The sequence below is a fragment of the Arthrobacter sp. NPDC080082 genome, from assembly GCF_040686595.1.
GTDB lineage: Bacteria > Actinomycetota > Actinomycetes > Actinomycetales > Micrococcaceae > Arthrobacter.
In genome coordinates, this window is sequence record NZ_JBFBKQ010000003.1 from 393351 (window position 1) to 418912 (window position 25562).

General features: G+C 70.5%; 19 protein-coding genes and 1 tRNA gene. 7 read left to right on the forward strand and 13 right to left on the reverse strand.

What is annotated here, in order from left to right; translation table 11 throughout:
* Positions 1-155 precede the first annotated feature (155 nt).
* The 4 genes from AB0O44_RS08745 to AB0O44_RS08760 all read right to left on the reverse strand — a co-directional run bounded on the left by AB0O44_RS08745 (position 156) and on the right by AB0O44_RS08760 (position 6156).
* Positions 156-2285, reverse strand: a complete 2130-nt coding sequence (locus AB0O44_RS08745; protein ID WP_364136560.1) for a glycosyltransferase family 39 protein — start codon at positions 2283-2285, stop codon at positions 156-158.
* Positions 2286-3761: a bifunctional glycosyltransferase family 2/GtrA family protein gene (locus AB0O44_RS08750; protein ID WP_364136562.1), complete on the reverse strand. Its 1476-nt coding sequence runs from the start codon at positions 3759-3761 to the stop codon at positions 2286-2288.
* 91 nt (positions 3762-3852) lie between these two features.
* Positions 3853-5412: a HAMP domain-containing sensor histidine kinase gene (locus AB0O44_RS08755; RefSeq protein ID WP_364136564.1), complete on the reverse strand. Its 1560-nt coding sequence runs from the start codon at positions 5410-5412 to the stop codon at positions 3853-3855.
* Positions 5413-5415: 3 nt separating this feature from the next.
* Positions 5416-6156 carry a response regulator transcription factor gene (locus tag AB0O44_RS08760; RefSeq protein WP_364136566.1) on the reverse strand — a complete coding sequence of 247 codons (741 nt, stop codon included), beginning with the start codon at positions 6154-6156 and terminating at the stop codon, positions 5416-5418.
* Between the two features lie 207 nt (positions 6157-6363).
* Here AB0O44_RS08760 and AB0O44_RS08765 point away from each other — a divergent pair, with 207 nt between their 5' ends.
* The 5 genes from AB0O44_RS08765 (at position 6364) to AB0O44_RS08785 (ending at position 11256) form a co-directional block, all read left to right on the forward strand.
* The gene (locus tag AB0O44_RS08765; protein WP_364136568.1) at positions 6364-7383 is read left to right on the forward strand and encodes a hypothetical protein; all 1020 of its coding nucleotides are present in this window, start codon (positions 6364-6366) and stop codon (positions 7381-7383) included.
* Positions 7384-7909: 526 nt separating this feature from the next.
* On the forward strand, positions 7910-8782 hold the full coding sequence (locus tag AB0O44_RS08770) for a winged helix-turn-helix domain-containing protein (RefSeq protein WP_290256541.1): 873 nt from the start codon (positions 7910-7912) through the stop codon (positions 8780-8782).
* A 47-nt stretch (positions 8783-8829) separates the two neighbouring features.
* On the forward strand, positions 8830-9357 hold the full coding sequence (locus AB0O44_RS08775; protein ID WP_364136570.1) for a histidine phosphatase family protein: 528 nt from the start codon (positions 8830-8832) through the stop codon (positions 9355-9357).
* 111 nt (positions 9358-9468) lie between these two features.
* Entirely contained in the window at positions 9469-10092 is a 624-nt protein-coding gene (locus tag AB0O44_RS08780) for a hypothetical protein (RefSeq protein WP_364136572.1), read from the forward strand.
* Between the two features lie 36 nt (positions 10093-10128).
* Positions 10129-11256, forward strand: a complete 1128-nt coding sequence (locus tag AB0O44_RS08785; protein ID WP_364136574.1) for an EamA family transporter — start codon at positions 10129-10131, stop codon at positions 11254-11256.
* Between the two features lie 665 nt (positions 11257-11921).
* On the opposite strand, the gene AB0O44_RS08790 is transcribed toward AB0O44_RS08785, so the two are convergent.
* From AB0O44_RS08790 to AB0O44_RS08810, 5 genes are all read right to left on the reverse strand, one after another.
* On the reverse strand, positions 11922-12545 hold the full coding sequence (locus AB0O44_RS08790; protein ID WP_364136576.1) for a TetR/AcrR family transcriptional regulator: 624 nt from the start codon (positions 12543-12545) through the stop codon (positions 11922-11924).
* Positions 12542-14587 carry a YhgE/Pip domain-containing protein gene (locus tag AB0O44_RS08795; protein WP_364136578.1) on the reverse strand — a complete coding sequence of 682 codons (2046 nt, stop codon included), beginning with the start codon at positions 14585-14587 and terminating at the stop codon, positions 12542-12544. The genes AB0O44_RS08790 and AB0O44_RS08795 overlap by 4 nt, the downstream gene beginning before the upstream one ends.
* A complete protein-coding gene (locus AB0O44_RS08800) occupies positions 14584-15330 on the reverse strand; it encodes an ABC transporter ATP-binding protein (protein ID WP_364136580.1) in 747 nt (248 codons plus the stop codon). Before AB0O44_RS08800 ends, AB0O44_RS08795 begins: the two co-directional genes overlap by 4 nt.
* A gap of 103 nt (positions 15331-15433) precedes the next feature.
* Positions 15434-16888 carry an NAD(P)/FAD-dependent oxidoreductase gene (locus tag AB0O44_RS08805; protein ID WP_364136582.1) on the reverse strand — a complete coding sequence of 485 codons (1455 nt, stop codon included), beginning with the start codon at positions 16886-16888 and terminating at the stop codon, positions 15434-15436.
* Between the two features lie 216 nt (positions 16889-17104).
* A tRNA-Arg gene (locus AB0O44_RS08810) sits at positions 17105-17178 on the reverse strand.
* Between the two features lie 278 nt (positions 17179-17456).
* Here AB0O44_RS08810 and AB0O44_RS08815 point away from each other — a divergent pair.
* A complete protein-coding gene (locus AB0O44_RS08815; protein WP_364136584.1) occupies positions 17457-19292 on the forward strand; it encodes a phosphoenolpyruvate carboxykinase (GTP) in 1836 nt (611 codons plus the stop codon).
* Between the two features lie 87 nt (positions 19293-19379).
* Here AB0O44_RS08815 and AB0O44_RS08820 read toward each other — a convergent pair whose 3' ends face one another.
* From AB0O44_RS08820 to AB0O44_RS08835, 4 genes are all read right to left on the reverse strand, one after another.
* Positions 19380-20546 (reverse strand): globin domain-containing protein, encoded by a 1167-nt coding sequence (locus AB0O44_RS08820; protein WP_364136586.1) that lies wholly within the window; start codon positions 20544-20546, stop codon positions 19380-19382.
* Between the two features lie 259 nt (positions 20547-20805).
* Positions 20806-21255 carry an Rrf2 family transcriptional regulator gene (locus AB0O44_RS08825; protein ID WP_364136588.1) on the reverse strand — a complete coding sequence of 150 codons (450 nt, stop codon included), beginning with the start codon at positions 21253-21255 and terminating at the stop codon, positions 20806-20808.
* A 14-nt stretch (positions 21256-21269) separates the two neighbouring features.
* Complete coding sequence (locus AB0O44_RS08830) at positions 21270-21737, reverse strand: hypothetical protein (protein WP_364136590.1); 468 nt, start codon at positions 21735-21737, stop codon at positions 21270-21272.
* Positions 21738-21741: 4 nt separating this feature from the next.
* Positions 21742-23160 carry a phosphomannomutase/phosphoglucomutase gene (locus AB0O44_RS08835; protein ID WP_364136592.1) on the reverse strand — a complete coding sequence of 473 codons (1419 nt, stop codon included), beginning with the start codon at positions 23158-23160 and terminating at the stop codon, positions 21742-21744.
* 160 nt (positions 23161-23320) lie between these two features.
* Between AB0O44_RS08835 and AB0O44_RS08840 the strand changes: the two genes are divergently transcribed.
* Entirely contained in the window at positions 23321-25498 is a 2178-nt protein-coding gene (locus AB0O44_RS08840; RefSeq protein WP_364136699.1) for a RecQ family ATP-dependent DNA helicase, read from the forward strand.
* The last annotated feature ends 64 nt before the right edge of the window (positions 25499-25562 follow it).

The window sequence follows — 25562 nt, forward strand, 5'->3', positions numbered from 1 at the left end:
TGCGGCCGGAGGTTCCGGCGGCGGCGACCGCGCCACCGCGGGTGGCGCAGCCCGGAGCCGGCAGCCTCAGTCGCCGGGCTTGCTCCGGGCCCGGGCCCGGCGGGGGAAGTGACGGCGGAGCCGGTGCTTGTGAGGTCGGTGCAAGCGGTCATGGCCTAGCCCGCCAGCTTGTAGACGGTGGTGGAGCCGACGGTCTGTGCCTGGTAGTTGGCGGCAACCCAGGCCGCGACCTCGGAGTTTCCGCCCCGGCCGCCGCCCATACCGCCCATGCCGCCGCCGGCGATGAAGTAGCCGATCTCGCCGCGGTCCACCATGGCTTGGAACTGGGCCAGGGTGGGATAGGGGTCGCCGCCGTTCCAGCCGCCGAGGGCAATCACGTTGGTGCCGGTGGCGAGCTCCAGGTCCGCGGCGGAGGTGGCGCCGGAGACGATTCCCGACCATTTCGCCGTCGAGGTTTTCAACAGTGCGGCGAGCTCAGTTGAGGCGGTTGCGCCTCCCGGGCCCCCAGCGCCTCCCGCGGTGGGGCCAGCCGCGTTCGGTGCCGCCGTGTCCTGGCCGCCGGGGAAGCCGGTGCCGTCGGTGCTTCCCGTCCCGGTGCCGCGCGTCCGGCCGGCCGCCCCGAAACCGCCCATCGCGGAGCCCGTGGGCCCGGCGGTCGGGATCGAACCCGAGTGCGGCTGGGCCGCCGTCGCGAACGTCCACGCCGCCGTGCCCAGGCCGCCGGCCAGCAGGGTGAGGATGACGACGCCGGCGGTGGCCGCCTTGCGGAGCGCGGCGGGAATGGCCCGCAGCCGGTCAAGCTGCAACATCAGCGCCGCCGCGGCGAGGACACCGAGGATCACCACGGCCACCCGCAGCCAGGGCAGCCACGACGGATCCCGGCCCAGCAGCACCGCGGACCAGATCGAGGTCGCCAGCACCGTGACCGCCAGGACCAGCCGCGCCGGCCAGAAGGACCGGCCGCGCCACAGCTGCACGCCGCCCAGGCCCACGAGGGCCGCGACCGCGGGGGCCAGCGCCACCGCGTAATACGGGTGCACGATGCCGCTCATGAAGCTGAAGATGCCCGCGGTGACCACCAGCCAGCCGCCCCAGAGCAGCAGGGCCGCACGGGTCGCGGAGGTCCGGGCCTCGCGCCGGGTGAACCACAGGCCGGCCAGCAGGAGGATCAGCGCCGCGGGCAACAGCCAGGACACCTCGCCGCCGAAACTGGTGCCGAACATCCGGGCGATCCCGGCGGCCCCGCCGAAGCTGGCGTTCCCGCCAAAGCCACCCGCGCCGGCGCCGCCGGCTGCCCCGGCAGCGCCGGCCGCGCCGCCAAGGTCAGTTGCCCCGCCAAAGCCCGCAGAGCCGCCCGGCCTGCCCTCGCCGGACCCGGTGATCCGGCCCAGGCCGTTGTAGCCAAAGGTCAGTTCGAGGAAGCTGTTGGTCGTGGAGCCGGCCATGTACGGACGGGCCGACGCCGGGGTCAACTGGAACAGCGCCACGTAGCTGCCGGCCACCACCAGGATTCCGGCGGCCGCGCCCAGCAGGTGCAGCAGCCGGCGCCGGAGGCTGACCGGGGCGGCCCAAAGGTAGGCCAGGCCCAGGCCCGGCACGATCAGGAAGCCCTGCAGCATCTTGCTCAGGAACGCCAGGCCGATCACCGCACCGGCCGCGGCCAGCCAGCCCCAGCCGGCCTTCTCGATCGCCCGGGTGGTGAGGTACGCCGCGAGCACCAGGCAGAGGGTCAGCATGGCGTCGGGGTTGTTGAAGCGGAACATCAGGGCCGCCACGGGCGTGAGCGCCAAGGCCCCGCCGGCCACCAGGCCCGCGGCCGGACCGGAGACCCGCTTCAGGGTCAGGTACAGGAGCCCGACGGCGGCCACGCCCATGAGGGCCTGCGGCACCAGCATGCTGAGCGGGGAGAAGCCAAAGATCCGGCCGGCCAGGGCAGGGATCCAGAGGGCGGCCGGGGGCTTGTCCACGGTGATGGCGTTGCCGGCGTCAAGGGAGCCGAACAGCAGGGCGGTCCAGTCCTTGGTGCCGGCCTGGATGGCCGCGGCGTAGAAGGTGTTGCCGTAGCCGGTGGCCGCGAGGTTCCACAGGTAGAGCACAGCGGTCCCGATGAGCAGCAGGGCGGCCGAGGGCCGGACCCAGCGCGGCTGGTCACCGAACAGCAGGCGCCGGCGGCGCGAAGCGGAGGAATCGGGGGTATCGGACGAGGCGGCCGGCACCGGCGAGTCGGTGCGGGGGAGCGGGCCGGAGGGCCGGGTCCCGTCGGCGGGGCTGAGGGTGGCGGTCATTTATCGGGCCGTTTCTGTGGGGAGGGACGCTGTGGCGGCGGACTGCGCCGGGGTGCCATGCGCGGGGACCGGGGTGCCGGGCGCGGGCGGGGCTGCGGTTCCGGGGCGGGCCCGGAACACCACCAGCCGGAAGAGCAGGAATTTCACGGCGGTGGCCGCGAGGTTGGCCGCGGTGACCGTGGCCAGTTCCACCCAGCGGTCGGGGGTACCGCCGGAGGCCCCGTGCACCAGCAGCAGCGCCCCGGACGTCAGGCCGAGCCCCAGCCCGAAAACCAGCAGGCCCTCGAAGTGGTGGCGGGCCGCATAACTGCTGCCTTGGATGCCGAAGGTGAAGCGCCGGTTGGCCGCGGTGTTGGCCACGGCGGTGATCAGCAGCGCCAGGAAGTTCGCCAGCTGCGGGTCCATGACTCCGCGGCAGGCCAGGAAGATCAGCAGGTAGGCCAGGGTGGAGGCGACGCCGATGCTGCCGAACCGGACCAGTTGCCCGAAGAGGCTGCCGCCGGGGCTTTGTTCCGGTCCGCGGGAGGACGCCGGCAGCGGGCCGCGGGCCAGCGCGGCGCGCAGTTCCGGGACGGGGATCTTGCCGGACACCAGGTCGCGGCTGAGGCGGGCCATGCCGCGCAGGTCCGCGGCCGCCGTCTGGACGATGTCGACGCTGGAGTCCGGATCGTCGGTCCAGTCCACCGGGACCTCATGCACCCGGAGTCCGCAGCGTTCGGCGAGCACCAGCAGTTCGGTGTCGAAGAACCAGGCGTTGTCCAGAGTGTGCGGTAGCAGTTCCCGGGCGATGTCGGCCCGGATGGCCTTGAACCCGCACTGGGCGTCGCTGAAGTGCGCGCCGAGGAGCGAGTGCAGCAGGAAGTTGTAGCTGCGCGAGATGAATTCCCGCTTCGGGCCCCGGATGACGCGGGAATTGCGGGTCAGGCGCGTGCCGATCGCCAGGTCCGAGTGACCGGAGATCAGCGGGGCCAACAGCGGTCCCAGCGCGGCCAGGTCCGTTGAGAGGTCCACATCCATGTACGCCAGGACGGGCGACGGCGACGCGAGCCAGACCCGGCGCAGCGCATTGCCGCGGCCCTTTTCGGCCATGTGCACGACGGCGACCTCCGGCAATTCGCGGGCCACGCGCTCGGCGGTCTGCAGCGTCGAATCGGTGCTGGCGTTGTCCGCCACGGTGATCCGGAACGGGTGCGGGAAGGAGCCCAGCAGGTAGGCGTGGAGCCGGCGCAGGCAGGCTTCGAGGTCGCGTTCCTCGTTGAAGACGGGGATGGTGACGTCCAGTACCGGCACCGCTGACAGGGTCTCGATCGGCGATCGGCGGCGGCCGACGCCGGTCAGCGCCGCCGGGAGCGGCGCTGCCGGGGTCGAAGCTGCCGGGCCGACGCTGATGACGGATGCCGGCGCGTCAGACTGGGTGCCGGCGGGGGCCGGCCCGGAACGGGACAGGGTACCTGGTGCCTGGTCTGTGGAAGTCATGCCTCCACTGTCCCGGCCCCCGGTATGAGGGGATTGGGGGAATGCTGTGTGCCTGCTGTGGAAGTCCGCGCGGGTGCGTCAGAGGGGTGCGTCAGGCGGGCGGTGCCGCCGGCAGCCGGACCGCGAATTCCGTCCGGCCCGGACGCGAGCTGACCTCCACGGTCCCGCCGTGCGCCGCCACGATCGACTGCACGATCGACAGGCCCAGCCCGCTGGTGCCCTGCACCGCCGTCGCGGTCGCGATTGCCCCCGGCCCCGCACCTGCACCCGCCGCGCCCCGGGCCCCCGCACGTTCGGCGGGGTTGGCGCGGGAGGCATCGGCGCGGGCGAACCGGGCGAAGACCTTGCCCAGGAATTCGGGGGCGATCCCTGCGCCGTCGTCGGTCACGGACACCACGGCGCTGCCGTCGGCGGACCGCATCACCCGGGTGACCACGGTGGTGCCGGGATCAGTGTGTTTGCGGGCGTTGGAGAGCAGGTTCGCGAGGACCTGGTGCAGGGCCGTGGTGTCGCCGCGCACCACCACGGGCTCCTCGGGCAGGTCCAGCTTCCAGCTCCGGTCCGGGGCCATGACCTTCTCGTCGCTGACCGTTTCGACGGCCAGCTGGGTGAGGTCGACGTCGGCCATCTTCAGCGGCTGCCCCTCGTCCAGCCGGGCCAGCAGCAGCAGGTCCTCCACCAGGGCGGTCATCCGCTCCGACTGGCTCTGCACCCGGGCCAGCGACTTCTCGCCGTCGGGGGTGAAGTGCTCGGTCATCCGCATCAACTCCGTGTAGCCGCGGATGGCGGTCAGCGGGGTGCGCAGCTCGTGCGAGGCATCCGCGACGAACTGGCGCACCTTCATCTCGCTCTCCTGCCGGGCCTGCAGCGCGTTCGAGACGTTGTCCAGCATCTGATTCAGCGCGTGGCCCACGCTGCCCACCTCGGTACCGGGGTGCGCGGCCGACGCCGGGACGCGCACGCCCAACGCCACCTCGCCGGCGTCGAGCGGCAGGCGCGAAACCTTCGTGGCCACTTCGGAGAGCTTCTCCAGCGGCTCCATGGTGCGCCGGATCAGCGCGGTGCCGATCAGGCCGATCAGCACCAGTCCGCCGGCGGACACCGCGGCGAGGGTGCCGACGAGGGACCCGAGCGTGTTCTGCTTTTCCTCCAAGGGCAGGCCCGTGACGATGATGTCCCCGTACTGCGTCTGGGTGGCGATCAGCCGGTACGCTCCGGCGGAGAGCGTGCGGTTCACGGGCGCGGCGTTGGGGGTGAGGCCCAGCAGCACCGCGTTGTCGTCCGCGGAGAGGCTCTTGCGGGTGGCATCGCCGGCGAGGAACCCGGCGCTGGCAATCCTGCCGTTCTGCTCCCGGGCGTTCAGTGTGCCGATGCCCTGCCCCTTTGCCTCCAGCGGGTCCGGACGCCCGCCCGGGCTGCCGGAGTCCGGGCGGCCGAATTCGTTGGAACGGTGAGCGGCAGCGCCGAGTTGTTCGTCCAGCTGATGGGTCAGGAACGAGTCCATGGACACGTAGCTGAAGACGCCTACCGCGCCGCAGATGGTCACCAGCAAGGCCATGGCCACGAGCACCAGGCGGGTGCGAAGGTGCCAGGTGGAGGGGTTGCGCCAGTCATGCCCGGGGGCCGGCGTGACACCGGAGAGAGTGGGCACGGATCAGTCCGCCGGTTTCAGGACGTAGCCCGCGCCGCGGACGGTGTGGATCATCGGGGCGTGGTTGGCGTCGATCTTCTTGCGCAGGTAGGAGATGTAGAGCTCCACGATGTTGGCCTGGCCGCCGAAGTCGTAGTCCCAGACGCGGTCCAGGATCTGGGCCTTGCTGATGACCCGCTTGGGGTTCTCCATCAGGTACCGCAGCAGCTCGAACTGGGTGGCCGTCAGGTGCAGTTCCTCGCCGGCGCGGGTCACGTCCCGGGTGTCCACGTTCAGGACCAGGTCCCCGACGACGAGCTCGGCGGTGTCCATGGCGGCCACGCCGGAGCGCTGGACCAGGCGGTGCAGGCGCAGCAGGACTTCCTCCATGCTGAAGGGCTTGGTGACGTAGTCGTCCCCGCCGGCGGCGAGGCCGGTGATGCGGTCCTGCACGGCGTCTTTGGCGGTGAGGAACAGCGCCGGGACCTCGGGCGCGAAGGTGCGGATCCGGCTCAGGAGTTCGACGCCGTCGAATCCGGGGAGCATGACGTCCAGTACCAGCACGTCGGGCCGGAAGTCCTTGGCCAGCTTGACCGCCTCCGGGCCGTCCGCGGCCACCGCCACGGACCAGCCTGCCATTCGCAGGCCCATGCTCATCAGCTCGGAGAGGCTGGGTTCGTCATCCACCACCAGGGCGCGGATGGGGGAGCCGTCCGGGTGGGTCAGCTGCGGAAGGTTGTTGGTCATGGAGTGCGACGAGGCCATGGTTCGACTCTCCGTTCTGCCGATTAGGTGCGGCTTTGGGGATCCTGTGCGGCACCTGTGAATCCCAGCCTACCCAGCTGGGCGCTGCCGGGGCAGGCCGGGGCTTCGAGCGGATCACAGGCGGGGCTGGAAGACCTCACAGCCCCGGCACAGCCTGCCTGCCCACGCTGGTGGAAACAGCCCCACCTTCCGAGCCAGGAGAACAGCATGAACCACCAGCAGCCCGAAGAGATCCCGCAGCCTGCCGACGGCGGCCACAACCCGGACACCTCCCCGCTGCCGGGGACCACGCCGCGTCCGGTCTCGGCCCCGCAGCCGGTGACGGCGCCGCAGCAGGAATCTGCGCCCCGGCAGTCCGCGCCGCAGCCGGAATCCGTGCCGGGGTGGGGCGCGCCGTCGTACCCCGACACAGCCGCCCATTCCGGAGCAGCGCATCCTGCCCAACCGGACCAGCCTGCCCAGCCGGGCCCTGCGGGGTACCCGGCCCAGGCGGCTCCGGCCCAGGCGGCCCCCGGGTGGGGCGCGCCTGCCGGCCGGGCCGCGGGTACCCAGGCGGATAAGCCATGGACCGTCCGGCGCGGCCTCGCCGCCGGCGGGGTGGCCGCCGTGATCGCAGTCGGCGCCGGCGCCGGTGTCTACGCGTTGACCTCCAGCTCGGCCGCGGCCAGCGGGGACGGCGCAGCGGCGGGCGGCCCGCAGTTCAACGGCCAGGGGATGCCCGGTGGCCAGCAGGGCGGCCAAACCGGGGGCTCGGCGTCGGGCCGCGGCGGCTTCGGCCCGGACGGGTTGGGCGGAATGGCCGGGGGCCTCTCCGCGGCCGTGCACGCCGAGTACGTCGTCCTCGACGGCACCACCTACACCTCCATGGCCGAACAGCTGGGCACGGTGACCGAGGTCAGCTCGACGTCGGTCACGGTCAAGAGCGCCGACGGCTTCACCCGCAGCTATGTCCTGGGCGACGGGGTGACGGTGAGCAATATGCAGCAGCGCCGCCAGCAGTCCGGCGGTACCGGTTCAACCGGGACCCAGCTCAGTGTGGCGGACATCGTCTCCGGGGCTACCGTGAGGCTGACCGCCACCAAGGACGGGTCCGGCTACTCGGCGAAGTCCGTGATGCTGGTGGCGGCGACGGCCACCGGCACGGGGCAGCCGGGGGACGGCCAAGCAGGCGGCGGCCAGCCGGGGGGCCCGGACGGCGGCCAAGCCGACCCCGGACAGTCGAACTAGGAGGTCCGGCCCCCAGGAGAGCCCCTTCGAGGGTGACCACTCTGTGGACACTTCGACCGGAGGGCCTGCCGTGGGCGGAATTCCATCCGCGGCCATCAACCCGAACGCAATCACTGAATGAGAGCCTGCATTCGAATAATATTCGAATGCGGGCTCTCATTTAGTTCATCGAGGGCTCAGGAGTCGCCAATTCGTCGTCCCGTAGAATTGTGATATGCGCGACAATCGCCGCATTCGTCTCACTATGCGGACTTTCAGGTCCATTGTTACTTGCTAGTTCGCTTTGTTACGTTGCACACTTCAACTGTGAACAAGAACTCAACAGCACCTGCAGCCGCAGTTTCCGGGATCAGCGCACCAGCTGGTACTGAGATGCGCTGTTGTCGAATGCACGCCTAACTTCTCCACCCCAGAACGTTTATAGGCATTCGCCCCCAGCCCAGAGTCGGGCGCCCTCCCCAGTTTCATTGCGGGGACCCAGCATTCGAGCCGCGATGACGGCCATTCACATTGAGGTAAGCATTCCATGTCAGTTGCATCCGGATACGTCCACATCTCCGTTCGAAACGCCGCCAAGGCCGGCCAGGCCTCCGGTATCCGCCAGGGCTTCGGCGGCCGCCCCAGCTTCGGCCCGGCGGGATCCGGCACCAGCTACCCCGCCCCCGGCTACGCGGCGCAGGGCTACAACCCCACCTCGTACGGACAGCTGCGCGCCGTCCCCGCGGCCGACTCCGCACCCGCCACCGCCCCCACCCCGGTCATCGCCGCCGGTGAGGCCCCCGTCCGCCCGGTGCCCTCCGACAACGTCGCCCGCGGATTCGTCCTCTACATGGGCATCGACGAGGAGACCGCCGCCGCCGCCGGGACCTCCATCGCCAAGCTGGCCCAGGAAATCCGCGCCTACGCCCAGTCCTTGGTGGCCGGCGCGGAGAGCTACGCCGCCGTCGCCGTCGCCCCGGCCTCCGCTCCGGGGTCCGCGCTCGACGTCGTCCGCTCCACTTTCGGTGACCCCACCGCCGGTGCCGCCCGCCAGCGCGCCGAAACCGCCCGCCTGCAGCAGGCCCAGGAACCGCGCCCGTCCGGCGTCCTGATCGACCTGGCCCGCCGCGAGGTGGCGCTCGACGGCGAATCGCTGAACCTGACGTTCAAAGAATTCGAACTGCTGAACTACCTGGTGGAGAACGGCACCCGCACCGTCGGCCGCGACGAACTCCTCGAGGGCCTGTGGCGGAACGCCGAAGAGGTCCCCAACGAGCGCACCATCGACGTGCACATCCGCCGTCTCCGCTCGAAGCTCGGCCGCCTGGCGAACACGGTCCGCACGGTCCGCGGCCAGGGCTACCGCTTCTACGAGCACCCCGAGGTCGTCGTCTGGGCCGCTCCGGAATACTCCATCTAGCGCCCCGGAGGCACCGCCGCGGCGGTGCCTCCGGCTAGGCTTGGCCCATGAGCCAGCACCACCTCCGACGCCTCGTGATCATGCGCCACGCCAAGGCCGACTGGCCGGGCGGCGTGGCGGACCACGACCGGCCGCTGGAAGAGCGCGGCCACCGGGATGCGCCCGTGGCCGGCGCATGGTTGCTGAAGCACGGCGTCGTCCCCGACTTCATCCTCTGCTCGAGTGCCCTGCGTACCCGGCAGACCTGCACCTGGGTGTGCAGCGAACTGGGCGACAAGGCCCCCACCCCCAAACTCGAACCGGGCCTGTATGGGGCATCCGCGCTGGCCATGCTCTCAGTGATCAACCACGTCCCGGACACCGTTTCCACGCTGATGGTCGTCTCCCACATGCCCGGCGTGCAGGACCTGGCCATGCACCTGGCCTCCCGTGACTCGAACCACGACGCCTACATGGACGCGGCCACCCGCTACCCCACCAGCGGCCTGACGGTACTGGAGACCGAGAAGCCCTGGGCCGAACTGGACGGCCAGGATGCCCGGCTGACCCACTTCACGGTGCCGCGCGCCCGCTGACTGTCGGTGCGCCGTGCCATAGTCAGGCATCAGGTGGTGGTGTTTACTGGGCCTGTCGGGGCAGTCGCACTGCGGCCGGCAGGCAAGGCAACCGAGGAAAGGTGGATCAACGTGGATTCAGGACAGCTCGTGGGGATTATCGTCGGCATTGTTGTCGTGCTGGCGATCATTGCGGTGGCGGTCAGCATCAGCCGGAAGCGCCGGACGGAAGCGGACCGCAACCGTGCGGCAGAGATGCGCGAAAAGGCGGAAGCGGATCAGCTCGCCGCGAAGGAACATGAGGCCAAGGCCGCCCGCGCGGAGGCGGATGCGAAGGCCGCCGAGGTCGAGGCAGAGCGCCTCCGCCAGCAGGCGCGCGGCACCCAGGAACAGGCCGCGTCCGTGCGTGCCGGCGCCGAGGAACAGTTGCGTAAGGCGGACGAGGTGGACCCCGACGTCGACTCCTCCCGGCGCGGGCAGGAGCCTGCCCCGGACACCGGCCAACTCCGCCGGGACCGGAGTCACCGCGGGACCGCCGATGACCGGGAAGAAGCCGGCACGCATCCGAACGGCGCGCACGCGGCTGCCGAGCGTGCCGCGGGGGAGCGGACCACGGGGGAGCACCCGGTCGGGGAGCGCCCGGTCGGGGAGCGCCTCGACGGCGACACCGCCGGGGTCGACGCCGCGCGCGCTCAAGCGCCCGATGTCCGTCACGACGCCGGTCCGGCGCACGGCGAGCGGCCACGCAATCTCTGAGGCCACCGCGGGCGCCACCGTCATCAAGGCCGCCCGATGAGCCCCCGGCACTCGGCCCTTGCCCTGCTGGTGGCCCTGCTCTGGGGCGTCAACTTCGTCGCCATCGACCTCGGCCTGCACCCGCCCGGGGGAACCATGCCGCCCCTGCTCTTCGTCGCGATGCGCTTTGCCCTGGTGGTGTTCCCCTGCATCTTCTTCATTCGGAAACCGGACGTCAGCTGGCGGGTGATCATCGTTGTCGGGCTGCTGATGAGCGCCGGCCAGTTCGGCCTGCTCTACCTGGGGATGGCCCTCGGCATGCCCGCCGGCCTGGCCTCCCTGGTCATCCAGGCACAGGTCCTGATGACCGTCCTGCTGGCCGCCGGCATTCTGTCCGAGCGGCCCACCCGGCGGCAGCTCGCCGGCGTGATCCTGGGCATCGTGGGCCTGGCGGTGGTGGCGGTGGGCCGCAGCCTGGTGGCCCCGCTGCTGCCCCTGCTGATCGTGCTCGCGGCCGCGCTCTCCTGGGCCGGCGGCAACGTGGTGGTGCGGCGGGCAAAGGCCGCCTCCGGCCTGGGCCTGGTGGTCTGGTCCGGGGCGGTGGTGCCGCTGCCGCTGGCCGGCCTTTCGCTCCTCCTGGACGGCCCGGCCGCCGTGTCCGACGCGCTGCTCCAGGTCCAGCCGGTCACCCTGATCACTGCGCTGTACACCGCGGTCTTCGGCTCGCTGATCGGGTACGGCATCTGGAACCGGCTGCTGGGTCTCTATCCCTCCTCCGCGGTGGTGCCCTTCACCCTGCTGGTACCTGTGGTGGGAATGACCGCCGCCTGGCTGGTGCTGTCGGAGCGGCCGTCAGCCGCGGAGATCGCCGGCGGGCTGCTGCTGCTGGCCGGGGTGGCCACGGCGGTGCTGCGCGGACGGAACGGTCCGGCTCAGCGCCGGGTGGCGGACCGGCCCGGAGCGGCCGCTGACCCCGGGCGCGGGGCTGCCGTGCCGGCCGTGCCGGCGCCTTTCGCCGCGGAGGGCGCCTTGGCCCCGGCCTTGGCTCCCGAAGCCCTGGGTGCCGACGCTGGGGAACCGGACGATGTGGAACGTGACGACGTGGAGCCGGAGGACTTGGACCCGGCAGACTTCTGCGCCGACGGTTTGGCGGCAGGACGGGCAGCGGGCCGGGCGGTCGACTGACGGGGGGACGTCGCCTGGCGTGCGGCCGGCTGCCGGGCCGGTTGCCGTGACGACGCCGGTTGCCGTGCGGCGCCTTGTCCCGCTGCCGCCGGACGCGCCGCACCCTGGCGGGCGGGTGCCTGCCGCGGAACCGCCGTCGAAGGCCGTGACGGACGCGCCGCGGGCCGGCGCTGGGCCGTTCCCGCACGGCCGCCGGTCCCTGAAGCATTCCGCGCGGCGGGCCGGCCGCCGGCCCGGATTCCCGGAGCCGGGCGCCGCCCGGGTAGTACCGTGCCGGCGATCAGCAGCAGCAGCGTCACCGCGCCCGAGAGGGCCGAGAGGTAGAAATACAGATCCGGGTGGTCGGCGTCGACCTTCGTGGAGATGGCCTCCGGGTCCGGGTTGAACGCGAGCCCCCATTGGCGCAGGAAGGCGATGCCGAACGCGATGAAGAGGACACTGCCCACGCCGCTGGCCAGCAGAGTCTTGTGCCGGCGCCGGACCAGCACCTCGGTCACGCATGCCACGTAGGCCAGCGCTGCGGCCGCAAGGAACCACAGCGCCACCGTCCCGTTGAGGGTGGATCCGGCCAGCACCAGCAGGGCCAGCGCCGCGAGGGCGGCTCCGATGGCGGTCTTCCCGCTTCTCCCCATGTGGCGCATGGAATCCATCATCCCCGAGCGGGGCTACTTCAGGACGTAGCCACGCATGCTGGCCATGATCGCGGCGACGCTCTGTTCTCGGGTCCGCTCCGGGTTGTAGGTCTGCCGGTCCAGGCCCACGACGAAGCAGGCGCCGAAGATCGCGGTCTCCAGGCTGCCGCGGGAGATGTCCGGATCGACGGGGTAGCGGGCGGCCACGGCCTCGATCGAGGCCCGGATCACGCCCAGGAGGCGGCCGCGGAGCTCGGCGAAGGTGTCCTGCCACTCGCTGGGGGTGCGCCAGTTCTCACTGACCCAGAGGCGGGCGAAGGAGGGGTAATCGGCCATAAAGTCCATCGCCTGGCCGATCATCGCGTCCATCGCCAGCAGCGGGTCGTCGGCCTCGTCCTTGACGCTGAGCAGCCGCGTCATGAGGATGTCCACGCCGTACCGCAGCAGCTGCGCGATCAGGTCCGACTTGCTGCCGAAGTTGTAGTAGACCGTGCCCTTGGACACCCCCGCGGCGGCGGCGATCTCATCCACCGTCACACCGGCCGCGCCGCGTTCGCCGATCAGCTCCATGGAGGCCTCGAACAGCTTCTGCTTGGTGGCCCCGGTGCGACCGGGCCGGAGCTTCTTGTCCCCGGCCTCGGTGACGTTGCTGGTCATACCGCGATCTCCGGTTTCAGGGTCTTGAGCGTCCAGAACTTGTGTTTGTGGACGGCGACGGCGGACATCGCCAATCCCAGCACAGTGTAGCCAACCAGCCCCAGCATCACGGGCACGATCCCGGCCAGGTCGGCGCCGTAGATCAAGTGGCGCATGCCGCCCACCACGTAGCCCATCGGCAGGACCTGGTGCACCACGTGCAGCGGCTCGGGGGTGGTCTGCCACGGGAACGTGCCGCCGGAGGAGACAAGCTGCAGGACCAGCAAAATCAGGACCACCAGCTTGCCGGGGGTGCCCAGCAGCGCCACGATGCCCTGGATGATGGCGCTGAATGCCATCGCCGCGGCCAGCATCAGCACCCACATCAGCACCGGGTGGACCGGGTTCAGGCCCAGTCCCACGTCCACCACCAGCGTGAGCAGGCTGGCCTGGACGGCCGCGACCGTCAGGAACGGCAGCCAGCCGCCGGCGGCGATCTTCCACGACGGCGCGTTGGAGGCCAGGGCGCGCTGCGTGATCGGGCGCATGGCCTGGACCAGCATGAAGATGCCGATCCACAGGGCCAGGGTCAGGAAGAAGGGCGCGAGCCCTGCACCGTAGGAGCCGGCCTTGGCCTGGGAGACGTTGCTGACGGCTACGGGATCGGCGATGACCTTGGCCAGGCTGTTCTTCTGGGAGTCGTCCGGGTTCGGGACCTGCCCCGCGCCCTTGGCGATTTCCCCGGCCAGGGTGCCGGCGCCGTCGGCCGCCTGGGCGGAGCCGCTGTCCAGCTGCGCAGCGCCGTCGTCGAGCTGTGCCGCGCCCTCGGAGAGCTTGTCCGCTCCGGCCGCGGCGTTCTGTTCCCCGCTGGCCAGGGCGGCGGAGCCGCTGGCGAGCTGGTCGGCGCCGGCGGATGCCTTCCCGACGGCGCCGGTGAGGGCCGGCGTCGCCCCGGCCAGCTTTGCGGCGCCCGCACTGACGGCGGCTGAACCATCGGCAAGCTGCTGGATCTGCCCGGCGGCGCCCTTCAGGGCGGCGGCCGCGCCGGAAGGGGCCCGGGTGTTATGGGCGTCGTAGTCGGCCATCAGCGCGTCGGCCTGGGGCTGGAGCATCAACCCGGAGGCCACCATGCGGGCCGTCGACTCCGCCACCTTGGCGCGCTCGGCCTGGGCGGCGGCCTGGTCGGCGGCGGCCATCTGCCCGGCCAGGCCCTGGACCTTGGCGTTGAGCGCTGCGTTTCCGGCGGCCACCTGGGCGGCACCGTCGGCCAGTTGCCGCGAGTCCTGCGGCAGGGTGGCGGTCTTGTCTTTGAGCTGCCCCAGCCCGGAGGAGAGCTGCCCGGCGCCGCTGTTGAGGGCGTTCGCACCGTCGAGCAGCTTGTGCTGCCCGGCCGCCAGTTCGGCGGCCCCGCTCCGGAGGGATCCGGTGCCCTCGTGCAGGGAGGCCGCGCCGGTGTGCAGCGAGGAGACACCGTCGGCGAGGCTGTGCGCGCCGTCGGAGGCCTTGAGCATCTGCGAGTGGATGGTGCCGAAACCGGTCAGCAGCTTGTTGGCGGTCTCCTCACCCACCTCCTTGGCGACCGTGCTGTGGACCGCCGTCGTCAGCTTATCGACGATGGTGCTGAGCAGGTAGTTGTTCGCGTCGTTGGTGGTGACGTTCAGCATGGCCTGGTTCGCCGCGTCGAAGCTGCCGGGGGAGGCCAGATTGGTCGAGAAGTCGCGGGGAATCTTCAGGGCGAACGCGTACTTGCCGCTGCTGACACCCTCGTCCGCGTCCGCCGAGCTGGAGACCTGCTGCCAGTTGAAATTGTGGGCCTCCAGCAGGCTGTCCGCGACCTTGTGGCCGGCGTCCAGGCGGGAGCCGTCGGCGGTGGTGGCGCCGCTGTCCTCGACCACCAGGGCGGCGTCGATCTGGTTCAGCTTCCCGTACGGGTCCCAGTTGGCGTAGAGGTACACCGCCCCGTAGAGCAGCGGCACCAGGGTCAGGGCCAGGATGGTCAGCTTCGGGAGCAGGCCACCGGTCATGCGCTTGAGTTCGGAGCGGGCCAGCCGCAAGACGGTCATCGGATGTCCTCGGTTTCAACGACGGGTTCGGCGGGGGCCGGCGCTGCGGCGGGGTCCCCGGCGGGGAAAGGTGTCTGGGGGTCTTCGGGTTGTTCGGCACCCTCTGCGGCTTCGACGGCGGGAGCGGCGTTGCCGATCGCGGTGACTGGACCGGTCCAGCCGGCGGGGACGGCGGCGACGGTGGCGACGACGGCGAGCGGCCGGCCGGCGTCGTACGCCAGCTCCTCGAGCCGGGGCAGCCAGTCCGCGGGATCGCCGCTGTGGCGGTCGGGGGAGTCCACCACCAGCAGGTCCGTCCGCGGGTTGGCCAGCGCCAGCGCGGTCAGGAGCTCCAGCCGGCGGTCGGCGGCCAGGTCATCGGCCCAGGCGCCGGCGATGTCCTCGAACCGGTTGACTTTCAGCCATGGCGTGCTGAGCAGCGCGCCGCGGTACCGGCGGGGGACCAGGGCGAGGTCCTCGGTCACCAGGTCGCGGACGCTCAGGTGCGGCTCGGGTTCGTTCACGCCCGGGGCGTCGACGACGGCGGCACGCTGCCGCAGCTGCTTGATCCGGCCGTGGCGGTCCCACTCGACGGTGCCCGCTGAGGGCTTCATCCGCCCGGAGAGGGTCAGGGCCAGGGCGGTGCGCTGGTCCTGGCGGTCGCCCGTGACGAGCAGCAGCTCGCCGCGGGAGGCCTGCAGTGAGGTGGGCGGGAGCAGCGGGACGCGTCGGCCCTTGACGGAGAGCTGGTGAACGCTGAGCACGGAGAGGAGCCTTTCGCAGAAGTTGTCTGCTTCAAGGCTAACTAAACTGACCGGTCAGTTCAAATAGATGTGGGGAACGGAACAGGCCCGGTTCCCCAGGCGGCTACAGCCCGTAACTCTCAAGCAGCCGCAGCCACACCTCACTGACGGTCGGGTAGGAGGGGACGGCGTGCCACAGCCGGTCCAGCGGCACCTCGCCCACGACGGCGATCGTGGCGGCGTGCAGCAGCTCCGCCACGTCCGGCCCGGCGAAGGTGGCTCCCAGGAGGATCCGGCGGTCCTCGTCCACCACCAGCTGTGCCCAGCCCTTGTAATGCTCCGAGTGCAGGGACGAACCCGCCACCTCGATCGGCAGCTCCACCGAGGTCGCCGTGTAGCCGTCCTTCTTCGCCTGCTCCAGGCTGCGACCGACGCTGGCCAGCTCCGGGTCGGTGAAGACCACATTGGGAACGGCATGCTCGTCGGCGGTCTGGGCGTAGCGGCTCCACGGGGCCGGGTCACCGATCAGGGAGCCGTCGGCGCGGGCGGCGATCGCGTCGCCGGTGGCGCGGGCCTCGTACTTGCCCTGGTGGGTCAGCATCACCTTGCCGGCGGCGTCGCCCACGGCGTAAAGCCAGGGTCCGGCGGCGTTGCCCTGCGCGTCGTGCACCAGGCCGGTTGCGTCGGTGCGCAGTGTCAGGTCCTTGCCGTCTTCGGCGGCCAGGCCCACGCTCTCCAGGCCGAGCCCCTCCAATGCGGGGTGGCGGCCGGTGGCCACGAGGAGCTTGTCCACGGTGACGGTGCCGCCGCCGGTCTCCAGGGTGAGGGAGCCGTCGTCGTTGGTGGCGACGCTCTTGGTAGCTGTGTTGACGTGGATCTCGACGCCGTCGGCCCGCAGGCCGGCCTTGACCAGGTCCGCCGCCTCCTGCGGGTAGGTCCCGAGCAGGGCGCCGCGGGCCACCACGGTCACGGAGGAGCCCAGTCGGGCGAAGGCCTGCGCCAGTTCGGTGCCGGCCACGCCGCCGCCCAGGACGCCCAGGCGCTCGGGGATCTCGTGGGCGGAGGTGGCCTCCCGCGTGGTCCAGAAGTCGACGTCGTCCAGGCCCTCGATCGGCGGAATGCTGGGACGGGACCCTGTGGCGATGACGACGGCGCGGGTGGCGGAGAGGGCGTAGCTGTTGCCGTCGAGGCCGGCCACCTCCACCCGGCGCTCGCCGGTAAGCCAGCCGTGGCCGCGGATCAGTTCGATGCCCGTGTTCTCCACCCACTCGACCTGGCTGTCGTCCTGCCAGTTGGAGGTGAAGTAGTCGCGGCGTTTCAGGACGGCGTCGGTGTCCAGGACCCGGGTGACCGCCTCTTCGGCGCCGGGGACGCTCTGGGCTCCGTGCAGTGCGGTGCCCGGCCGCAGCAGGGCCTTCGACGGCATGCAGGCCCAGTAGGAGCACTCGCCGCCCACCAGTTCCGCCTCGATCAGGACCGCGGTGAGGCCGCCCTTGACCACCCGCTCCGCTACGTTCTCGCCCACGGCGCCAGCGCCGATCACGATGACATCGAATTCCCGTTCAATCTGCGCCGTCATGGCAACAGCCTAGCCCCGCGCGGTCCGCGCTACGGTTCCGGACGGGCGCGCCGCGTACCCGGGGCGCCGGTCCGATTCCGCCGCGGATTTCCGGAACCCCGGCGCCCCGTACAGCGCCCGCCCCCGTCCGGAACTCTGCGCCCGTCGCTCAGGCGGCCCGGCAGTCCGAGGGCATAAAAAAATCCGCACCGGCGGACCGGTGCGGATTTTTCTCTGTGCGCCCAAAGGGATTCGAACCCCTGACCTTCTGTTCCGTAGACAGACGCTCTATCCAGCTGAGCTATGGGCGCATCTTCGGCTCTTCGGAGTTTCTCGCTCCCCCGAACCTCGAATTACTTTACGCGAGGTGGGCCGCCAGAACCAAATCGAAGGCGCTGTAATCTCCGCGACTAGACCGGTCTATGTGACCTTGATCACAAATAAACCATCGCTTGGACTTACTATTCCGCGGAATGTCGCGGTTTTTGCTTTTGCCCGGCGCCGTCAAGACGCAATAAGTCCCGAATCTGAATCTACGCCGACCCCTAGCATTTAGGACACACCACTGAACCCGAAGAAGGGAACCGTAATGGGCGATCTGGCGAACATGCCGCTGCTTGAGAAAGCACCCACCACGCATGCCGGTCTACTGGCGTGGGTTGAAGAGGTAGCCGAACTGACCCAGCCGGATCGGATCCACTGGGTTGATGGTTCGGAAGAGGAGAACACGCGGCTCACCGACGAGCTCGTTGCCGCCGGCACCCTGACCCGGCTGAACGAAAAGCTGTTCCCCAACTCCTTCGCGGCGTTCTCCGATCCCGCCGACGTTGCCCGGGTCGAGGAACAGACCTTCATCTGCTCGGAGAACGAGCGCGACGCCGGCTTCACCAATAACTGGATGGAACCGTCGCAGATGAAGGAGAAGCTGCGCGGCCTATTCAGCGGCTCCATGCGCGGCCGCACCATGTACGTCATTCCCTTCGTGATGGGACACCTCGACGCCGAGGATCCCAAGTTCGGCGTCGAGATCACCGACAGCGCCTACGTCGTCGCCTCCATGCGGATCATGGCGACCATCGGCACCAAGGTACTGGACAAGATCACCGCCACCAACGCCTTCTACGTCCCCGCCCTGCACTCCCTGGGCGCGCCGCTGGAAGAGGGCCAGGCCGACGTCGCCTGGCCGTGCAACCCGGAAAAGTGGATCGTGCACTTCCCCGAGGAGCGCTCCATCTGGTCCTACGGCTCCGGCTACGGCGGCAACGCCCTGCTGGGCAAGAAGTGCTACGCCCTGCGCATTGCCTCGGTGATGGCCCGGGACGAGGACTGGCTGGCCGAGCACATGCTCATCCTCAAGCTCACCTCCCCGGAGAAGAAGTCGTACTACGTCTCCGCGGCGTTCCCGTCCGCCTGCGGCAAGACCAACCTCGCCCTCCTCGACCCCACCATCGAGGGCTGGGAGGTCGAGACCCTCGGCGACGACATCACCTGGATGCGGATCGGCAAGGAGGGTGAGCTGCGCGCCACCAACCCGGAGGCCGGCCTCTTCGGCGTCGCCCCCGGGACCGGCTGGGGCACCAATCCGAACGCCATGCGCGCCATCGCCAAGGGCCACAGCATCTTCACCAATGTCGCACTCACCGACGACGGCGGCGTGTGGTGGGAGGGCATGACCGACGAGGTGCCCGCGCACCTGACCGACTGGCAGGGCAACGACTGGACCCCGGACTCCGACAAGCCGGCCGCACACCCGAATTCGCGCTTCTGCACCCCGATCTCCCAGGTCGACATGCTCGCCGAGGAGTACTACAACCCCGAGGGTGTCGAAATCTCCGCGATCCTCTTCGGCGGCCGGCGCAAGACCACGGTGCCGCTGGTGACCGAGGCCCGCGACTGGACCAATGGCATCTTCATGGGGTCTACCCTTTCCTCCGAGACCACGGCGGCCGCCTCCGGCCAGGTGGGCGTGCTGCGCCGCGACCCGATGGCCATGCTGCCGTTCATGGGCTACGACGCCGGTGACTACCTCAAGCACTGGATCAGCGTCTCGGGCAAGGCCAACCCGGAGCGACTGCCGCGCATCTTCCTGGTGAACTGGTTCCGCCGCACCGCCGACGGCGGCTTCGCCTGGCCTGGCTTCGGCGACAACGCCCGTGTCCTCAAGTGGGCCATCGAGCGCATCGAGGGTAAGGCCGACGCCGTCGAGACCCCCATCGGCTACGTCCCCTCCGGCGACGCCCTGGACCTGACCGGCCTGGACCTGACCCACGCCCACGTCGAGGACGCAGTCCGCGTGGACCGTGAGGAATGGGACACCGAGCTGGCCTCGATCGAGGAGTGGTACGGCCGCTTCGGCGACTCGCTGCCCGACGCCCTGCGCGCCGAACTCGACTCGCTCAAGGCCCGGATGGCCTCGCACTCCTAGCCTTACCGCACCACGACGGCGGCGCCGCACCTTGAGAGGTGCGGGGCCGCCGTCTGTTTAACGGTGGGCAGCCGGTACGGCCGGGCCCTAGTTGGCGAGCCAGATATCCGGGCCGAAGACCTCGTAGTGGATCTTCGCGGCGGGGATCCCGGCGTTGATCGCCTCGTTGCGGATGTTCTTCATGAAGGGAAGCGGACCGCACAGGTACAGGGATGCGTCCGCGGGCAGGTCCACCTCGCGCAGGCTCATGAATCCTTCGCGGGCAGGGGTTCCCGCCGCCGGACGTTCGAGCCAGAGCTGCAGTTCGGCGCCGTCGAGGCGTTCGACGTCGTCGGTCATCTGGGAGCGCAGCGCCCAGCTCTCCAGGGTGCTTTCGGCGTGCAGCACCAGCACCCGGCGGTCCGAGCCGGCGGCGGCGAGCGAGCGCAGGATCGAGGCCGACGGCGTGCAGCCGATGCCGGCCGAGGCCAGCACCACCGGGCCGTCGCCCTCCTTGAGGGTGATCTCGCCGTAAGGGTTCGAGATCTCGAGGATGTCGCCGACCTGGACGTGCCCGTGCAGGACGGGGGAGACCTCACCGCCGTCGTCGATCTTGGTGGTGAAGGTGCGGCTGGTCCCGGCGTCGCCGGAGAGGGAGTACTGCCGGACTTGGCGCAGGCCGTCCGGAAGGGTGACCTTGACGCTCACGTACTGGCCGGGCAGCGCGGCCGTGACCGGGGTGCTGTCCGCGGGTTCCAGGACAAAAGTCATGGAGCCGGTGCCGGCGGGGCGCTTGGCTGCCACCCGCCACGGGGTCCACATCTCGTCGTTGGCCTGCGCGGCGTAGAGACCCTTCTCCAGCTTGATTAGCGCGTCGGCCATCAGCCAGTACACCTCAGTCCATGCCTCGGCGATCTCGGGGGTGATGACCTCGGCCAGGTCTTCGGCGATGGCGGCGAAGAGGTGCTCGTAGACCACTTGGTACTGCGGTTCGGTGATGCCGAGGGAAGCATGCCGGTGGGCGATGCGGGAGAGGACGGTCTCCGGCAGGGTGCCCGGGTGGGTCACCAGGTGGCTGGCGAAGGCGGCGATGCTCCCGGCGAGGGCCTGCTGCTGGTTGCCGTTGCGCTGGTTGGACCGGCTGAAGAGGCCGTCGAGGAGATCCGGGTGTGCGCCGAAGAGCCGGGCGTAGAACTTGGGGGTGATGTCTCCGATGCGGGATCCGACCAGCGGCAGGGTGGCCTCGATGACGGGGAAGGACTTGTCCGAGAGCATGTGCTGACTCCTGAGGTAGTGGTCCGGCGTCTTCAGACGGACCCTGTGCGTCGATACTTGCATTTCAAATACAAGTATTTACATGTTCTTTTCTACATCTCGTAGAAGTTCGGTGCAAATCGTGACCGGGCGGCGGGTCATTCGGCGTTTGGGGTGCGGGCGAAGGCCGCCGAGTTCGGGCGACGGGAGCGCGTGAAAAGAGCGGTGGGCGCGGCGCCGGGCGATGCTCCTCGGTGCTCGGGGGCGCGGGGAATGCCGCTTAGAGGTCGGGGCGCAGGCCGATCGAAGCGAAGACGGGGTTCATCTGCCGTTCGGTGGGCAGCGAGGCGATGACGATGTCGTCGAGTTCGCGGTAGAAGGCCTCGCGGGCACGGTGCAGGGCGCCCCGGAGGTGGCATTCGGCGATCAGTGGACAGGTCCCGCCGGGAACCTCGCAGTCGGCGGGGTCCTGACGGGTGTCGAGGGCGCGCAGCAGCTCACCCACGGTGGCGCGGCGGCCGGCGGCGCTGAGCCGGGATCCGCCGTGGCGGCCGCGTTCGACGTCGATCAGCCCCATCACCCGCAGGTTGGCCATGGCCTTGCTGACGTGGTTGTACGGGGTGCCGACGGCATCGGCGACGGCCTGCGTGGTGAGCAGGCCGCCGCCGGGGGCTGCCGCCAGGACCATCATGGCCCGCAGGCTGACGTCGGCGAAGGCGTTGATCCTCATGGTCTGCTGTTGGTCTAGTCCACCCAGACGGTGGGTTCGTTGGAGTCCGCCGCGAGATCCCCGAAGTGGAGGTCTCCGCTGTCGTCGCCCGAGTAGGGCAGGACGGCGGCGAAGACGCTGCCGTCGCGGTGTTCGGCCGCGACGTGGATGGCGTCGGAGTCTTCCTCCACCAGCGTGATGTCGCAGACGATCGCCGCGGCGCGGAACTCGTCCCGGTGCTGGCGGAGGAGTTCCGTCAGGTCGGAGATCATGGCGTCGGCGTCGAAGTCACCGTCCGTGCCGTCGGCGGCGTCGGCCGGTGTGACCGCCACCAGCCGCACCTCGTCGTCGTTCTGGACCACCAGGGCGAAGGGCAGGAATCCGCCGTTGCGCTCAAGCTGCTCCTGGGCCGCGCCGACGCCGGTGCCCAGCAGGTTTTCCAAGTCGGTGGCGCTGGCCTCGGGCACGGAGCTGCGCCAGGAACCGGTGGTCGGGCTGCTCACCCGGTTAGCCCCGGACCACGGACAGCACCCGGTCGCGGATGCGTTCCATGGTTTCCTGGTCTGTGGCCTCGACGTTCAGGCGGAGGAAGGGCTCGGTGTTGGACGGGCGCAGGTTGAACCAGTAGCTGCCGTCGGCGGCGACGAAGGTGCTGCCGTCCAGGTAGTCGATCTCGACATCCTCGGTGTGGAAGTCCTGCCGGACCCGCTCCACGGCGGCGGCCTTGTCCTCGATCTCGGAGTTGATCTCGCCGGAGGACCGGTACGGCTCGTACTCGCGGCCCAGGTCCGAAAGCGGGCCGTCCTGTTCGCCCAGCGCGGCCAGGACGTGCATGGCGGCCAGCATGCCGGTGTCAGCGTTCCAGAAGTCGCGGAAGTAGAAGTGCGCGGAGTGTTCGCCGCCGAAGATGGCGCCCTCCGCGGCCATCACGGCCTTGATGAAGGAATGGCCCACCCGGGTGCGGACGGCGCGGCCGCCGTCGGTGGCGACGAGTTCCGGAACCGCGCGGGAGGTCAGGAGGTTGTGGATGATCGTCGGGTTGTCCTCGCCGTTGGCCTTGGCGCGGGCGATCTCGCGGCGGGCCACCATGCCCGTGACGGCGGAGGGGGAGACCGGCTCGCCCTTCTCGTCGATCACGAAGCAGCGGTCGGCGTCGCCGTCGAACGCCAGGCCGATGTCGGCGCCGTGCTCCACGACGGCGGCCTGCAGGTCGCGCAGGTTTTCCGGTTCCAGCGGGTTGGCCGGGTGGTTCGGGAACGAGCCGTCCAGTTCGAAGTACAGCGGCACGATCTCCAGCGGCAGCTTGGGCAGCAGTGTGTCGCCGAGGACTGCGGGGGTGGTCATGCCTGCCATGCCGTTGCCGGCGTCGACCACGACTTTCAGCGGGCGGGAGCCGCTGAGGTCCACGAGGCTGCGCAGGTACTCGGAGTAGTCCTTGAGGACATCGCGGACGCTGATCAGGCCCCGGGTGCCCTGGGCGGGGATGGTGCCGGCGTTGAGGTATTCCTCGGCGCGGGCCTGGATCTCCTTGAGTCCGGTCTCGGAGGAGATCGGGACGGCGCCGGCCTTCGCCATCTTGATGCCGTTGTACTCGGCGGGGTTGTGGCTGGCGGTGAAGGTGGCGCCGGCGGCGTTGAGCTTGCCGCAGGCGAAGTAGAGCTCGTCGGTGGAGATCAGATCCAGGAGCTGGACGTTGGCCCCGCGGGTGGCGGCGCCGTTGGCGAAGGCCCGGCTGAATTCGGGGGAGGAGGGGCGCATGTCGCCGCCGACCAGGACCGTCTGTCCGCTCAGTTCGAGGACGTCGACGAAGGCGGCGCCAACCGCCTCGACGATCTCGACCGTGATCGAGTCGCCGACGATGCCGCGCACGTCGTAGGCCTTGAAGGAGGCCGAGAGGTCATAGGTCTTGGTCTGTTCGCTAGTCACGGGCACCATCTTACGGTGAAGGGTCCGCCGCGCAGCCGAAACGGGTCCGCTTATGTGGATTTCCCGGGAGACGTTGTCCACATAGGTGCGGGCGGGCTTCGTCGCTGTCGGAGGGGGCTGGGATACTGAAGCAATGGCTACTCCCCAGAACACACCAGTCATGACCCCTGACTCGACGACCCATGAATCTACGACGCGGGCCCAGGAATCCACGACGCGGGCCCAGGCGCAGGACGTGCTGCGCGAGCTCGTCGGAAACCCGGGAGCGGACTTCCACGAGGGGCAGTTCGAGGCCATAGAGGCGTTGGTCGACGGCGGCCGGCGGGCCCTCGTGGTCCAGCGCACCGGCTGGGGCAAGTCCGCGGTGTACTTCGTCGCCTCCCTGCTGCTGCGCCGCCGCGGTGCCGGCCCCACCCTGATCGTGTCGCCGCTGCTGGCCCTCATGCGGGACCAGGTCGCCGCCGCAGCCCGGGCCGGGGTCCGGGCCGTGGCCATCAACTCGGCCAACCAGCTCGAATGGGACACCGTCCGGGAGCAGCTCGCAGCCGATGAGGTGGACGTCCTCCTTGTGTCTCCGGAGCGGCTCACCAACCCCTCCTTCCGCGAGAACCAGCTCCCCGAACTGGTCCGGCGCACCGGGCTCCTGGTGATCGATGAGGCGCACTGCATTTCCGACTGGGGCCACGACTTCCGCCCGGACTACCGCCGCATCGCCGACCTGATCACCCAACTGCCGGACAGCGTTCCCGTCCTGGCCACCACGGCCACCGCCAATTCCCGGGTGGTCCACGACATTGAGGAACAGCTCGGCGAGGGCGTCCTGACCATCCGCGGCGCCCTGGGCCGCGACTCCCTCCGGCTGGGCGTCCTTCGGCTGCCGGACTCCCGCGAGCGGTTGGGCTGGCTGCTGACCCACCTGCGGGACCTGCCCGGCAGCGGCATCATCTACACCCTGACCGTCTCCGCGGCCGAGGACACCGCCCGGCTGCTGGCCGAGGCCGGCCACAACGTGCTCTCCTACACCGGCAGGACCGACCCGGCGGACCGGGAACGGGCGGAGCAGTTGCTCAAGGACAACGAGGTGAAGGCGCTGGTGGCCACCTCGGCCCTCGGGATGGGCTTCGACAAGCCCGACCTCGGCTTCGTGGTGCACCTGGGCGCCCCCTCCTCGCCCGTGGCGTACTACCAGCAGGTGGGCCGTGCGGGCCGTGGCGCCGCGAACGCCGACGTCCTGCTGCTTCCCGGATCGGAGGACCGGGATATCTGGCAGTACTTCGCCACGGCGTCCATGCCTTCGGAGGAGAAGGCCGCGGCGGTGCTGACCGCCCTGGCCGAAGCCGGAACCGCCGTGTCCACCGTCGCCCTGGAAGCACGCGTGGACCTGCGCCGGACGCCGCTGGAACTGCTCCTCAAGGTCCTGGCCGTCGACGGGGCCGTGGAGCGGGTCGGCGGCGGCTGGCGCTCCACCGGCATGCCCTGGGCCTACGACGCCGAACGGTACCGCCGGATCGCCGAGGCCCGCGTGGACGAGCAGGACTCCATGGTGATCTACCAGGACACCGCCGGGTGCCGGATGGAGTACATCACCTCTGTCCTCGACGACGAGACCGCCCACCCCTGCGGGCGGTGCGACAACTGCGCCGGACGGTGGTTCCCGGCCGACATCGCCGCCGACGCAACCCAGACCGCCGATGCCACGCTCAGCCGCGCCGGGATCGTGCTGGAACCCCGTTTGCAGTGGCCCAGCGGGATGGACCGCCTGGGCGTGGCCGTCAAGGGCAAGATCAAGCCCGAGGAGAGCGTGGCCAACGGCCGGGCACTCGCCCGCCTGACCGACCTTGGCTGGGGCGGCGCGCTGCGCGAGACGTTCGCCGCCGGTGCCCCGGACCGTGCCGTGGACCCGGCGATGCTGCGGGCCTGCGTCCAGGTGCTGCGCGAGTGGGGGCAGGGCGATTCCCGGACCCCCGGCTGGAGCGGGGCAGGCCGGCCGGCGGGAATCGTCAGCGTCCCGTCCCGGAGCAAGCCGGAACTGGTTGACTCGCTGGCCCGCGGCATCTCGGAGATCGGCCGCATTCCGTACGTCGGCGCGCTGCAGCTGGCCCACGGCGGACCCACGGGCGGCCGTGGCGGCAACAGCGCGTACCGGCTCGCGGGGGTCTGGGAGCGCCTGGTGGTGGGCCCGGAATTGGAGGCTGCCCTCGCCGGGATTCAGGGCCAGAGCGTGATGCTGATCGATGACCTGGTGGACAGCCGCTGGAGCGTCACTGTGGCGGGCCGGGCCCTGCGCCAGGCCGGCGCGGGAGCCGTGTTGCCTTTGGTGCTGGGCCAGGCCGGCTAGGCACGGGGCACGGCCTGGGCCGGCCAGCCCCCGGGTACGCAAAAGGCCCCGGTCCAGGACCGGG